9 protein-coding genes are annotated in these 14061 nt (G+C 55.9%); 5 read left to right on the top strand and 4 right to left on the bottom strand.

What is annotated here, in order from left to right:
• Positions 1–207: 207 nt before the first annotated feature.
• The 3 genes from VFX97_18570 to selD form a co-directional block, all read right to left on the bottom strand.
• Positions 208–1305 (bottom strand): L,D-transpeptidase, encoded by a 1098-nt coding sequence (locus VFX97_18570; protein ID HEX5705211.1) that lies wholly within the window; start codon positions 1303–1305, stop codon positions 208–210.
• A gap of 290 nt (positions 1306–1595) precedes the next feature.
• Positions 1596–2960 (bottom strand): ergothioneine biosynthesis protein EgtB, encoded by a 1365-nt coding sequence (gene egtB, locus VFX97_18565; protein HEX5705210.1) that lies wholly within the window; start codon positions 2958–2960, stop codon positions 1596–1598.
• 141 nt (positions 2961–3101) lie between these two features.
• The gene (gene selD / locus VFX97_18560; GenBank protein ID HEX5705209.1) at positions 3102–4088 is read right to left on the bottom strand and encodes a selenide, water dikinase SelD; all 987 of its coding nucleotides are present in this window, start codon (positions 4086–4088) and stop codon (positions 3102–3104) included.
• A gap of 118 nt (positions 4089–4206) precedes the next feature.
• On the opposite strand from selD, the gene VFX97_18555 reads away from it, so the two are divergent.
• From VFX97_18555 to VFX97_18545, 3 genes are read left to right on the top strand one after another with little or no spacing between them, the layout of a single operon-like run.
• The gene (locus VFX97_18555; GenBank protein HEX5705208.1) at positions 4207–4362 is read left to right on the top strand and encodes an FAD-dependent oxidoreductase; all 156 of its coding nucleotides are present in this window, start codon (positions 4207–4209) and stop codon (positions 4360–4362) included.
• Between the two features lie 36 nt (positions 4363–4398).
• Complete coding sequence (locus tag VFX97_18550; protein HEX5705207.1) at positions 4399–7932, top strand: SIR2 family protein; 3534 nt, start codon at positions 4399–4401, stop codon at positions 7930–7932.
• Positions 7932–8852, top strand: a complete 921-nt coding sequence (locus tag VFX97_18545; protein HEX5705206.1) for an FAD-dependent oxidoreductase — start codon at positions 7932–7934, stop codon at positions 8850–8852. The genes VFX97_18550 and VFX97_18545 overlap by 1 nt, the downstream gene beginning before the upstream one ends.
• 69 nt (positions 8853–8921) lie before the next feature.
• On the opposite strand, the gene VFX97_18540 is transcribed toward VFX97_18545, so the two are convergent.
• Positions 8922–10805, bottom strand: a complete 1884-nt coding sequence (locus VFX97_18540; protein HEX5705205.1) for a PDZ domain-containing protein — start codon at positions 10803–10805, stop codon at positions 8922–8924.
• A gap of 350 nt (positions 10806–11155) precedes the next feature.
• Between VFX97_18540 and VFX97_18535 the strand changes: the two genes are divergently transcribed.
• Together VFX97_18535 and VFX97_18530 are read left to right on the top strand one after the other, a co-directional pair.
• Positions 11156–12574, top strand: coding sequence for an amidohydrolase family protein (locus VFX97_18535; GenBank protein HEX5705204.1), 1419 nt, complete (start codon positions 11156–11158; stop codon positions 12572–12574).
• Complete coding sequence (locus tag VFX97_18530; GenBank protein HEX5705203.1) at positions 12571–14046, top strand: amidohydrolase family protein; 1476 nt, start codon at positions 12571–12573, stop codon at positions 14044–14046. Before VFX97_18535 ends, VFX97_18530 begins: the two co-directional genes overlap by 4 nt.
• Positions 14047–14061: the final 15 nt, after the last annotated feature.

Below are 14061 nucleotides of genomic sequence, written 5' to 3'. Positions count from 1 at the left end.
CGGGCTGCGAACGTTGTCAATAAAAAGTCGGCAGATCATCCACAAGATTTTACAGATTCGAATAAAGCAGCTGGGAGCAGCAGTTAAGAGCAGAGGAAGCCTCAAACAACTCGCAACTCTTTCGGGGTCACTCGACTGCCCAAGGACGGAACCCAGTCGTCAGAAGAATGAAGGCAACATCTGCGTGGAGTCCGCTCCACGAAAAGGTTATTTCGCGGCCGCGACCAGAGGCTTACCGTCATTAAGATTCATTGCGGCGGGATAACCCTTGCCGGCCAGCGAGGCGATGTCGATCGCGAATTCCTTTTGACTGCGCAGCTTCCGAAGTCGCTCAGCTTCCGCTTTGCGCGCGGCGGCGGCGGCACGCTTCTCCTCAACAGTTTGAGTAGGCGTCACGGAAGGCGCCGGCGTCGGTTGTTTCTTCGGGTTGCGGGAAACGATGTTCAGAACCTCGAGCACCTGCGATTTCTCAGTCTCGCTCATTCCGTCAAGACTGATTCCGTGTGCGTCGAGCACCGCGCGCAGGCTCTCTTCGGTGTTTGTCTTTTGTCCATAAACGTCGCGATAGATGCGCACCTTACCGTCTTCAACGACGATCGTTTCATACCGCAACTCCACCGGAACGATCTGGGCGAGCTTTAGGGCCTGTGTGCGGCTCGGTCGTTTTAACCACGAGTTCATCTTGTCGGTTGATAATTCGGTTCCGGAAGCATCCGCCAAAACTTTCGCGAAGTCCTTCACTTGCTCATTCGTCATGCCAACGCAGCCGTGCGAAGCAAACGTACCAATCTTTGAGAGCGCCTTGCCGCCGTGAATCAATGACGGCGCACCAATGGGAACCTTAATCGGCCCGAGCGGATTCGCTTTGCTGCCTGCGGGAACAACGACGCCCGGATTCGCGACCCAGGGTTCGTTGGGCGGCGTCCAGGTCGGATTGAAAATGATCGTCTCAGCCTTACGCAAACCACGCGGCAGAGGATATTCGGGATAGCCGATGCCGACTTTGTAAGACTTCAACAGCACGCCGTCTTTGAACACATCCATCCGGAAGGCCGGAATGTTAACGACGATGCGCGTGTCTTTCGGGACCGCGTTCGGCCCCGGCAGCATCGTTGGCTCAGCCGGAGATTCGGTGGTCGCGACATCGCCGCTATTGGTTGAAGTGTCGCTTACCAGCGACGCCGGTTGAATCTGAGTAGTCGTTGGCTCGGTGCGCGTTATCGGCTGCGACGCTTCGCTATTACAAGCGGTCGCGGCCAGCGCGCAGAGTGTCAGTAGCAGGGCAATTGTGCGGGGCGATTTCATGTCAGGGTAATTAGAGTACGTTTGAGATAATTAAGTTACCGCTGGTTCCACGTCACCGTCTGTGGCCGTCCACACCGGGTGGCGCTCCGGACTACTCTTCGCTGAATGTCGCTATTGACCAGCGCAGAACCGAGACGGAATGTTACGTGTCTTTTGCGCAGTCGCATAGACTTTGGTCTGTGGCTTCGCGACAGATACAGCGGGCAGGATGCCCGCGCTCCCACAGAGGTCAGTACCACCTGCTATTCCTCCTCGCCCTCTGGGAGAGGATGGAGGTGAGACCACGCGAGTCATGCGTCCTTGGCACACCTAAATCCGGCGATCATCCAGCGTTCGTGCGGATAGAAAAAGTTTCGGTACGTCGAGCGAATGTGAATCCGCGGTGTGGCGAACGAGCCCCCGCGCAGAACCTTCTGACCGACAAACCACTTGTCATTGTATTCGTCGAATTCGGATTTGAAGCCCGGGTACGGCGTGTAATCTGAAGTCGTCCACTCCCAAACATCACCGATCATCTGCTGACAACCGTAAACGCTTTGACCTTCAGGAAAAGATCCGATCGGCGCCGGGTTCCAGAATCCATTTTCGAACAGATTCGCTTTCGAATCATCAGGTGGCGAATCGCCCCACGGAAACTCTTGCTTCGCGCTTGACGATGGAGACTGCGTTGCGGCCTTCTCCCACTCAGCTTCCGTGGGCAGGCGTTTGCCCGCCCACTTCGCATAAGCCGAAGCCTCTAAAAAGCTGACGTGCGAAACGGGTTCGTTCAGTTTCTCCGCGACCGGATGAAGCCCCCCGAAATCTCGAATCATCCATTCGCCGTTCTGCTGCTCCCAGTAAAGCGGCGCCATCCAGTTTTCGGTGTTCACTTTCTCCCAGCCGGCTGAGTGCCACCAGCGAAAGTCTTTGTAGCCGCCGGCGTTCATGAATTCGAGATACTCGCCATTGCTAACCGGCGCGCGATCGATCGAGAAGTCTTGCAGGAAAACTTTGTGCTGCGGCTTCTCGTTGTCCCAGGCAAAGACATCAACGCCCTCCCTCACGGTCGGGCTACTGCCCCGCGCCGCATAACCCAACTCGAACAAGCCACCTTGAATCTCTACCATCCCTGTTACGGTGTCGATTGCGGCCGGCGTAGGTTTCATCGGCGCATCAAATTGATCGACGAGCAGATGCTTGATGTCATAGACGAGCAGCTCCTGATGCTGCATCTCGTGCTCAAGTCCCAGGCGCACGATCGAAAGAATTTCCTGCGCGTCATCGCGATCCGAAACGCTTTCGATGAACCGCGTCATCTGTTCATCGATGTGCGCGCGATACGTTTTCGTTTCAGCAACAGTCGGTCGCGAACGAGTGCCGCGCTTTTGACGTTCGATCCGCTCGCCGAACCCTTCGTAGTACGAATTGAAGAAGAAAAGAAAATCTTCCGAGTAGGGTTTGTATCCCGTTTGGTACTTCCGCAAGACGGTTTCGAAAAACCAGGACGTGTGGCCGATGTGCCAGCGCGGGGGGCTCATGAACTCCGCTGTTTGAATGACGTAGTCTTCAATCTCGAGCGGCGCGACGATCTCCAACGTGCGCGTACGGACGGAGTTGTAGAGTTCCGCGATTGATTGCGGTTTGAATTTCGCGGGCTGTGGAATTGGTGAAGCCATTACTGGTTTCCATCCGCAGATTACACAGATTTAACAGATTATGAAACGGGAGGCGAGGTCAGCGAATTACCAACTAGTTACTATCCAAATTCGAATGTCTTGCGGCGATTTAATCTGTGAAATTCGCGTAATCTGAGGACTCTATTTGATGATAATCGCAATCGGGTTGCGCTCAAGCACTCGCGCAATAATGTTTGCGTACGGGTAATTGCGGCGCAGTTCGGTCAATAAGCCTTCAGCCTTGTCTTCCGAAATCGCCAGCAACAATCCGCCGGCCGTTTGTGGATCATAAAACAACTTCATCAAATTTGGATCGAGACCGTCGACGAACGAAACATCTTCGCCCACATACTCACGGTTTGTTTTATCTGCCCCCGTCAGCATCCCCGCGGCAACCAATTCCAGCGCGCCATTGATTAAAGGCACTCGACTGGAATCAATCTCGATCGTTACGTTGCTGGCGCAAGCCATCTCCCACGCATGACCGAGCAAAGCGAACCCGGTGACATCAGTCGCGCCCTTAACATCGAATTTGGCAATCGCTTCGGCGGCGTGCTTGCCCGGCGTCAACATTGTCGCGACTGATTCTTCGACGATTTCCGGCGAAGCCTTTGCCCGTTTGATGCCGGTCGAGATCACTCCGGTGCCGATCGGTTTGGTCAGAATAATCACATCGCCAGGCCGCGCTCCGGCATTGGTTGCTACATGGTTCGGATCGATCACTCCGGTGACTGAATAGCCGAACATGATCTGTTCGTTATCGACGCTGTGACCGCCGATCAGCGCGACTTTGTTCTCAGTCAAAACCGACAAACCGCCGCGCATAATCTCCTGCAGGATCGAAAAATCGACGCCTTTTTTGGGAAAGCACGTGATCGCCAGCGCCGTTATCGGCGTTCCGCCCATGGCCCACACGTCGTTGATCGAATTCAGCGCGGCGATGCGGCCGTAATCGAACGGGTCGTCAACAATCGGGGTAAAGAAATCGAGCGTCTGCACGAGCGCGAGATCGTCGCGCAGTCGATACACTCCGGCGTCGTCCGCTTTGTCGAAACCGACCAGCAGATTCGGATCGTTAGGTTGTTTCTCAAGCCCGCTCAACACCTGAGCGAGGACGGCAGGCGCCAGCTTCGCCGCTCAACCAGAGCACGAAACCATCTCAGTCAGACGCATCGTTTTCTCCTTTCGCAATTGAATTACGCGGAACAGGGCGTTAGTTTATCATTGAACGCACTACCGATTCCGTATGCATGACGTGATCATCATCGGTGCTGGCGCAGCCGGTCTGTCGGCGGCGCGTTGGTGCGACGAGCTGGGTCTCGACACGCTGGTGCTCGAGCAAGCCGAAGAAGTCGGCGGGCATAATTCTTGTGTGATATCGTTTGCGGAATACTCTTCTTAGCTGACATGAATTAAAGCAGCCGATTCTCTCAACCGAATGAAACGTGTCCATAACCTGGAAGCTGAGTTACGCAATACGGTAAGCGACCGCCGCGCCGTTATCGTCATAGGTAGTGGAGTGTCGATAGCGGCGAGTGTTGATTCGGTTAGCGGCATGCCGCACCCACAAGCTTCATGGACTGGCCTTTTGGTGAATGGATTAGAGTGGCTTCGAGATCACAAACTGATCGACACCGACGTCGCAGAAGCTCAATTAAAACTGCTGTCGAAAAACCCGCCAACCCATCGATACCTCTCGGCTGCTGAAGATGTGATGACTGGTATGGGCGGCGCCAAGTCGCAGCACTTCGCCCGGTGGCTGAAAGAAACCGTTGGCACAATTCGACCTCACGATCGCGGTGTCCTCGATGCTTTGGAATCTCTCCATCAGCGGGGCAACCGGCTGGCGACGACCAACTATGACGGTCTCTTGCTCGGCGACTCAGATCAGCGAACGCCTATTACCTGGAAGGACCGCGAGGCTTTTCTGTCGGCAGCGCGAGGCGACGATCCGCAAGCAGTTCTATTCCTTCACGGTTATTGGCGAAAACCTGAATCGGTGGTTCTAGATTGGAAGTCTTACGACGAAATCGCGCGAGACGAACATTATCGGAACGATTTATCCGCGTTTTGGAAGATGACCACCTGGGTCTATGTCGGGTGCGGGATGAGCGGTCTAAGCGATCCGGATTTCGGTTTGCTTTTGGAACGGCACGGAGCTCGAGCCCGCAACGTCGGCCACTATGACTTTTGCCTTGTTCGTCAGCATGACAGAGCCGAGTTCCAAGCATACTTCGATAATCACAATTACAACATATGTGCGATAGCATTCGGTTACGAGCACCGCGACCTTCCACTATATCTTCACTCATTATTGCCGAGCCCGATTTCAATTGATGCCGATACGGATCCTGAAAGCGCAAGTCTCACTAAACAACGGTCTATTCCTAAGCCTCCGGCGCTTTACGCTGAACCCGATTACATCGGTTCACATAAATTTGTGGGCCGTACGGCCGAACTACAAACGCTTGATGATTGGGCTAGGCCGGCAGATCAAACCAATCTGCTGCTCTTCGAAGCGATAGGCGGCAATGGCAAGAGCATGCTGACGTGGGAGTGGACCACCAATCCTAATTACGCTCCTGCTATGCGCAATTGGGCAGGACGCTTTTGGTATTCGTTCTATGAAAAGGGCGCCGTGATGGCGGATTTTTGTCGCCGCGCACTAGCATACATGACTGGTCGTCCGCTGGGAGAGCTAGAAAAAAAGAGAACGCCAGAGTTGGCGGAAGATCTCCTCGCCCAGTTGCATGGACAACCATGGCTTCTGGTCCTGGATGGGCTCGAACGCGTGCTTGTGGCCTACCATCGTATTGACGCCGCCGAAGTTCCGGATGAGGAGGCGAACGCACCCACTGATAAAGTTCTCACCCGCGACCCCTGCGACACAATTCGCGACGAGGATGGCGACTTGCTACGGTCCTTGGCCGCCGCCTTTCCGTCAAAGGTACTTATTAGTTCTCGGTTGACTCCGCGTGTCCTTTTGAATCCGTCCGGGCAGCCAATCGGTGGCGCCAAGCGGATCACGCTTCCGGGTTTGCGCCCAGCAGATGCAGAACAACTGCTCCGATCATGCGAAATTACCGGAGATTCGGCTCGAATCCGAGAATATCTGACGCAGAACTGCGACAACCACCCGCTCGTGATCGGTGTACTGGCAGGGCTCATTAACTCCCCCGGATCGAATCGCGGAAATTTTGACGGGTGGCTGACCGACCCGACTCAAAAGGGTGGCGCAAGGCTCGATCTCGGAAAGCTTAACCTTATCCAGCGCCGAAACCACATTCTTCGTGTGGCTCTCGATGCTCTACCCGAAGACAGCCGCAAACTTCTCTCAACCTTAGCGCTTCTTTCTGAATCGGTGGAATACGACACTCTCGCGGCGCTAAATCCGCACTTGCCGCCAATGCCCAGCAAACCAGTTCATCCTGATGAAATTGAGTTCTGGCAATACGAATCGCCTGATGAAGAGGAATCTGAATGGCAGCGGAAGGAATACGACACAGTCATCGCACGATGGGAGCAGTACGAAAAAGCGCTGAAGGCGTGGCACGATTCGCCGAGAGTCCGCAATGCGCCACAGAAGCTGCTGGATACGGTAAAGGACCTGGAGGAGCGCGGCCTACTGCAGTACGACCGACGCACGCGCCGACATGATTTGCATCCTGTGGTGCGGGCCGTTGCTGCGACGAGCTTAGCGATGGAAGACAAGCAAAGTTGTGGTCAGCGGGTAATCGACTATTTCTCAAGTCTGCCGCACAGCCCGTACGATCAAGCTTCCACCCTTGAGGACGTCGCTGCGGGCCTCCAGCTCGTTAGGACGCTGGTGAAAGTCGAGCGATTTGAGGCGGCAGCAGACGTGTTTTGTGGCGATTTATCAAACGCTCTAATTTTTAACCTTGAAGCATACGTGGAAGTACTCGCATTGTTGAAGTCCTTCTTCCCAACGGGGTGGAATGAGTTGCCGCGACTGCTTGACGGAAGAGAAGCGTATCTCGCAAATAACGCCGCGCTTGCTCTGTCTTACTGCGGCGAATTCGGCGCGGCTCTCGCTGTCGAGGGCACAGTCCTGAATTGGGAGTTGACAGTCGAAAATTGGAGGGAACTAAACAACGTCTTATACAACATGTCGCGCTCCTTCGCTGGCTTCAATCTTTTGTCGAAAGCGCTGCGCGCTGATGCGATCATGCTCGAATTCGCAGATTCGAGGAATGACAAAGAGAGCTTGTTCTTATGCAGGCTTGCTCTTTACGCCGATCAGTCCCGCGTAGGTTATTGGCAGGACGCGTCAAAAACCTGGCGATTGCTTGACCAAATGGGAAGGAAATGGCGTCGCCCCGCGTATCGACAAGGTCGGGCGGAGTACCGTTTTGCGCAATCGCAGTTCTGGCAGGGCTCTTTGAAGCAGAACCATATTGATGAAGCTACTAGACTCGCCGAGCTGGACAGTGAGCGTATTACGCTTCGCGACCTTCACAGACTGTGCGGAACCTGGCGATTGGAGATGGGTGATTGGGCGCTGGCGGCATCGCGGTTTCATGAAGCGGTGAGTATGGCTCGCGAGAAACGGTTGACAGATGAAGAGTCGGAAGCCGGCCTCGCGTTAGCCAAGTTTCATCTCGGTCAGTTTAGCAAGATCGAGGCCCGGCACGAGGCGGCGCGGTTGGCGAGTCAGCGCAACCCTAATCACCGATTTGTAGCGATGCTGTGGCACCTGATTGAGAACCCTGAAGAGGCAGAAAAGCATGCGCTCGCCGCTTACAAATGGGCGTGGTCGGACGGAGAGCCCTACGTGAACCGCTACGAACTTACCAAAACCGCAGAATTGCTCACGAGCATGAAGGTGCCAATTCCTGTTCTCTCACCGTATGACCCAAGCAAGAACCAACCATTCATTTGGGAACCTGCCGTCCGCGAGGCGATTGATAAGTTGCGCGCAAAGAAAAAGACCCGGCGCCCTCGGAAGCACTAATGCATGACGTGATCATCATCGGTGCTGGCGCAGCCGGTCTGTCGGCGGCGCGTTGGTGCGACGAGCTGGGTCTCGACACGCTGGTGCTCGAGCAAGCCGAAGAAGTCGGCGGGCAGCTTCTTTCGGTTCACAACCCGGTCGAAAACTATCTCGGCGTGCGCGCGCAGAACGGGCGCGAGCTGCGTGATTTGTTTGTCGAGCAGACGAAGGACTGTGACTTCGATCTATGGACGAATGTCGAGATCGAAAGCGTCGATTTGAAAGCCAGACGGGTTGTACTGAGAAGCGGTGAAGAGCTGCAATCGATTGCGATGATCATCGCGACCGGTTTGCGGCGACGCCGGCTCGGACTGCCGGGCGAAGCGGAATTCGCGGGTCGCGGCATCATCGAAACAGCTGCGCGCGATCGTGAACAGTTAACCGGCAAAGATGTCTGCGTCATCGGCGGAGGAGATGCCGCGGCCGAAAACGCTCTGTTGCTGTCGGAAGTTTGCCCGACGGTCACGCTGGTTCATCGCGGCCGGAAAATGCGCGCGCGCCGCGAATTTGCCGAACAGCTTCACACCAATCATTGCGTGACGGTGTTTCCTGAGTCTGTCGTCCGACGCATCATCGGCAACGACCGTGTAGAGGCGGTCGAGATCGAACGGGGCGGCGCCATCAAACCTTTTCAGATGGCGGTGCAGGGCGTGCTGATCAGAATCGGCTGGGAGCCGAACACGGATTTTATGCGCGGACAGTTGGAATTAGACGCCGATGGTTACGTAGTCGTGAAGCATCACCAGGAGACGAGCGTCGCCAATGTATTCGCAGTCGGCGACGTCGCGAATCCTTTGGCACCGACGATTGCCGGCGCGGTTGGCCACGGGGCGACGGCGGCAAAAGTGATTTCGGAGAGATTAAAGCCTCGGGCTGTTTAGAGGTGGGCTCCTGCCCGCCTGCTGGAGTCAGAGACTGGCGGGCGGGAGCCCGCCTCTAAACGGTGCATCTTACTTCCCGCTCAACCACGCCGCACGCAACGCCTTCGCTTCGGCCGATGCGTTCGGGTTCTCTTCAATTCGATAATTGAAGAGCATCGGCTCGCCCAACGCGATCGTAAGCCGGAGTACTTTGCCGCCGCGTTGCAGAACTACCGGCACCCGATCGCCGGGTTTGTAACGGCCGATTGTTTTCAAGAAGTTCGCCGGCATAAGTTTTACTCCGCCGAATGACGTAATCACGTCACCTTCTTCCAAACCGGCGGTCGCCGCTGGAGAGCCTGGTCGCACACTCGCGATCTTGAAATTGGCTTTGTCGCCTTCATCTGGAGCGATGCCCACGGTGACCGGCCCGCGCGGTTCACGAACAAATTTCAAACCAACCTGCGCGAACGCTTCTTCGTACGGAGGCGTTTCCACGGCCCGGACATAACGGCGAAAGAAGTCGCTCATGTCAGTGCCGGCGACATCAGAGACCGTTTTTTCAAAGTCTTCATTGCGGAACCCACGACCGCGCAGGTAATAACTACTGTTCGAACTCTTCAAATAAAAGTCTTCGTACATCCGCCGCATCACATCGTCGAGGGACGCTTTGCCTTTTGTCTTTCCACGAATTAGGAGGTCGAGCACGAGGCCGATGATTTCACCTTTCGGGTAGTAGCTGATTGCCGTGTTCGCGAGATTAGTCTCCTGCGCGTGCGGCGCGTCGTCGATGAACGGCGCTGACAGCGAAGATTCTTCCGCGCTCATTAACTTACTGCCCGGCGCGTTATCCACTTCACTGATCTGATCCGCGAAGGTCTTCAAAACCCTGGTGTCGTTCCACAAACCCGCGCGCCGCATCATCAGGTGACCGTAGTAATTTGTGACGCCTTCGGCGATCCAGAGTCCGCGTGTATGCAACGGCCGCGTGAAATCCCAGGGCCCAAGCTCGATCGGCCGCAAACGCTTTACGTTCCACACATGAAAGAATTCGTGCGCGGCGGTGGCGAGCGCGCCGCCGTATTGCTCCGGATCGCTGAGTTCGCCCGGCTGAATAATCTGCGTTGACGTCAGATGTTCCATGCCGTCACCCGAATGGCCATCGTTCGCGAAGTGAATTAGAAACGTGTACGAATCCAACTCCGGTGGTCCCCACATCGCGATCTCTGCGCGGACAATTTTCTCGATGTCCCGCACCAACGCCGGCCGCTTATTTCCGTGTTTGCCGAATGCGTGAAGCACGACGTGATACTGCTTGCCGTCGACCGTAAAAGTGTCTTGCGTCCAATCCGGCGCGATCTCAGTCGGCGTGTCGATCATTACGTCCCAGTTGGGAAAGTGCCATTGGCGCTGATCTCGTTTCTCGATCCGGCCATTGACGATGCGCCACCCTGATGGCGGGTTAATCGAGAGGCTAACCGGATCCTGTTTGTGATTCACGATGTACATGAAGATCGAGCCGCCGTTGAAATTCGCGTGACGCGAATCAAGTTGTGAGAACGTTCCGGACAAATCGTTCCCGAAGACTTTGTAAGTGATTGTGGCGCTGTGCGTATTGCGCAACGACACTCGCCAGGTTTGGTCATCCACTCGAGTGACCGGGGCGTCAGGCTGCGTGCAATCCGCGGTTTCCGGACAAATGCCGAGGAGGGCGCGGAATTCCTGAACATTCTTGGCGAAATCGAACACCGCGTAACGGCCCGGCGACCACTTCGCCATTTGAAAATCCAATGAATCAGGTTTTGCAGTGTCAGGCAGTCGCACTTCGATTGTGACTTCAAATAAGTGCGAGCTGGGCTGGGACATGCCCAACCGGTAATCAATCTTCAGCGGCTGGTCCTGCGCCGAAGCTGAGAATGCCAGTGCCAGGATTAGAAGCGTCGCGCCCGTAAAGAATGGTTTACGTTTGTTCATAACGATGACTTGATTTGATGAACTCGAATTTATCATTAACCTCCCGCTTCAGCGAGGCGATCGTCGAAGAGTGCCGTAGGCACGAAATGTTTATAGTCAAAAAGTTCTTCTTCTTAGCACTCGCAGATTGAGCGAAATGCTTCGCATTTCGCTCAATGCGAAAGAAACGCGGAATGAAGCCGCGGGGGGCTATAAACATTTCGCCGCGCTGCGGCTTTGCGTGTTCGCACGACGATTAGGGATTTGAAAGCACAAACTGATTGTCCCCATTCCGATTATCTGGCAGAATCTGCCAATTCCAATCGGTTAGTATGGCTCTTCGGAAGATTCCAGTTTGTGGAGTTCTTGAAATGAAAAGACTGTTTCTAATCGCCTGCCTGGTGACCTTCGCGTGCATTAACATCGGCGCACAACCGCGCGATGCAGCGCAAACGACTCTGATAAAGAATGCGACGGTGCTGACGGTGACGCGCGGCACGCTGCAAAACACGGACGTTCTGATCCGTAACGGGAAGATTGCGACCGTGGGGCAAAACTTGAGCGCGCCTACGGGAGCCCGCGTGATCGACGCCACCGGTAAGTTCGTGTTGCCGGGAATCATCGATGCGCACTCGCACGCGATGATGGACGGCTCGGTGAATGAATGCACCAAGTCGGTCACCTCGATGGCGCGCGCGCAGGATATTCTGAATCCGAACGCGATCAACATCTATCGCGGGCTGGCGGGGGGAACGACCTCCGCTTTGCTGCTGCACGGCTCGTGCAACGCGATCGGTGGGCTGAGCCAGACGGTCAAGTTCAAGTGGGGACATCCCGCGGCGGACTTTATCTTTCCCGGCGCGCCGACTGGAATCAAGTTTGCGCTCGGCGAGAATCCGAAGCGCACCAACTTCAACATTCCCGGTTTGCAACCACGCTATCCCGCCACGCGCATGGGTGTTGAAGAAGTGATTCGCGACGCCTTCACGCGCGCCCGTGATTACAAACGCGATTGGGACGACTACCGCGCCGCGGTCTCGCGTCGCGATCAAAACGTGATGCCGCCACGTCGCGACCTGGAACTCGAGCCGCTGGTCGAAATTCTCGAAGGCAAGCGCTATGTGCACGCGCACTGCTATCGGGCCGAAGAGATTCTGATGCTGATTAATCTGGCGGACGAATTCGGTTTCAAGATTCGCACGTTCCAGCACGTCCTCGAAGGCTACAAGGTGGCGACCGAAATCGCGCGCCATGGCGGAATGGCTTCCGCCTTTGCCGATTTCTGGGGCTACAAAATGGAAGCTTACGACGCAATTCCTTATGCCGTGCCGATCATGACCCGGCATGGCGTCGTTTCGTCGGTAAATTCAGATTCGGATGAGCGCGCGCGCCGTTTGAATATTGAAGCCGCAAAGATGATGCGGTACGGCGGGCTGACCGAAGAAGAAGCGTTGAAGCTGGTGACGCTTAATCCGGCTATGCAACTCGGCGTCGACAATCGGGTCGGGTCGATTGAGGTGGGCAAAGACGCCGACCTGGCGATTTGGACCGCGCATCCGTTGAGCGTCTATGCACGCGTCGAGCAGACGTTCGTCGATGGCGAATTGTTATTTGATCGCCAGGCAGACATTGCGCGTCGAGCACAGATGGATGCAGAGCGAAAGACACTTGAAGCAGCAGACCCGAATAAACCTACGCCGGGTGGAGGTCCGCCACGCGCGCCATCTGCGATTCGGCGCGCGTCCCAGCATGACGACGACATTCAGGATCGGGAGGACCACAAGCGATGAAAACGAAGGGTCAATACGACAACGCTTATGTTCCCCTCCCCGCAAGCGGGGAGGGGTTAGGGGTGGGGTTAACGTTCGGCCCAACCTCTCCCCCAGCCCCTCTCCGCGTGCGGAGAGGGGAGCAGACCTTTCGCTTCATCGCGTCGCTCACGTTGCTGTTTGCGTTTCTCATCTCCCCCGGCCTTAGGGGAAGAGTACTCGCGCAAGACACTGATCGCATCGATCCCAAACTAACTAATACACCACTGCTGACCTACGTCATTCGCAACGCGCGAATCGTCACAGTTAGCGGCGCAGACATTGAGAACGGGACGCTGGTTATCAGCAATGGGCGCATCGCCGCAGTCGGCGCAAATGCTACGGTTCCCGCAGGCGCGCAGGAGATCGATGGACGCGGACTAATTGTTTATCCCGGCATGATCGATCTCGCCACGAACATGGGTCTGGCCGAAATTCCTACCGGCGCACCCGGAACGATGGACACAACGGAACTCGGCGACATGAACCCAAACATTGCCGCGATTTGGGCCGTCAATCCGCATAGCGCGCACATTGCGGTGACGCGCGTCGCCGGCGTTACCAATGCTCTGTCCGGACCATCCGGCGGAATCATTTCGGGGCAAGCGGCTTTCGTGAATCTCTTTGGCAGTAGCCCCCGGGAAATGGCTTTGGTTCCGGAAGCGGCGCTGGTGATTCAGTTTCCACGCATCGGTGGCGGCGGTTTCGGTGGGGGTGCGCTAAACATAACGCCCGAAGCGCTCACCCAACGCGATCGACGCATTGAAGAGCTGCGGAAAATCTTTCGCGACGCTGAAGCCTATGGCCGGACGCAGGACGCTTACCGCAGAGATCCAAGATCGGTTCCGCGACCAGCCATCGATCTGAAGCTCGCTGCATTGGTTCCTTATGCGCGCGGCGAACGGCCGATCATTTTCCGCGCGGAACGCGATCGCGAGATGCGCGCGGTGATTCGATTTGCCGAGGAACTTAAGTTGAAGCCGATCATCCTCGGCGCGAGCGAAGGCTGGAAGATCGCGTCGTTCTTAAAACAGAAGGACGTGCCGGTGATTCTTGACGGCGTTTTGAACCTGCCGCTGCGCGAAGATGACGGATACGACTCGATGTACGAGAACGCGTCGAAGTTGCAGGCGGCCGGTGTGCGGTTCTGCATCTCGGCAGGCGACTCCGGTGCTCACACGCGCGACTTGCCTTTCAACGCGGGCATGGCCGCGGCGTATGGTTTGCCAAAAGCGGAAGCACTAAAGTCGGTTACGCTTTATCCTGCTCAGATTTTGGGAGTAGCGGATCGTCTCGGTTCGATCGAAGCCGGCAAGCTCGCGAATCTCGTGATTACTGATGGCGACATGCTGGAAGCGCGGACGAACGTTCGCCATTTGTTTATCGCCGGGCGCCAGTTGCCGCTGGTCAGCCGCCACACGATGCTTAACGATCAATTTAAGGATCGGAAGTGAGCTTGAGATCAGAAA

The sequence above is a fragment of the Pyrinomonadaceae bacterium genome (genome assembly GCA_036277115.1).
GTDB lineage: Bacteria > Acidobacteriota > Blastocatellia > Pyrinomonadales > Pyrinomonadaceae > UBA11740.
Note: the sequence above shows the minus strand (reverse complement) of the source record. Positions and strands in the feature narration are given on the sequence as shown.

Excerpts from the sequence above, each read along its gene's own strand:
- VFX97_18570 (HEX5705211.1), bottom strand. The coding sequence starts at position 1,305 with ATGAAATCGCCCCGCACAATTGCCCTGCTACTGACACTCTGCGCGCTG.
- egtB (HEX5705210.1), bottom strand. The coding sequence starts at position 2,960 with ATGGCTTCACCAATTCCACAGCCCGCGAAATTCAAACCGCAATCAATC.
- VFX97_18555 (HEX5705208.1), top strand. The coding sequence starts at position 4,207 with ATGCATGACGTGATCATCATCGGTGCTGGCGCAGCCGGTCTGTCGGCG.
- VFX97_18550 (HEX5705207.1), top strand. The coding sequence starts at position 4,399 with ATGAAACGTGTCCATAACCTGGAAGCTGAGTTACGCAATACGGTAAGC.
- VFX97_18545 (HEX5705206.1), top strand. The coding sequence starts at position 7,932 with ATGCATGACGTGATCATCATCGGTGCTGGCGCAGCCGGTCTGTCGGCG.
- VFX97_18540 (HEX5705205.1), bottom strand. The coding sequence starts at position 10,805 with ATGAACAAACGTAAACCATTCTTTACGGGCGCGACGCTTCTAATCCTG.
- VFX97_18535 (HEX5705204.1), top strand. The coding sequence starts at position 11,156 with ATGAAAAGACTGTTTCTAATCGCCTGCCTGGTGACCTTCGCGTGCATT.
- VFX97_18530 (HEX5705203.1), top strand. The coding sequence starts at position 12,571 with ATGAAAACGAAGGGTCAATACGACAACGCTTATGTTCCCCTCCCCGCA.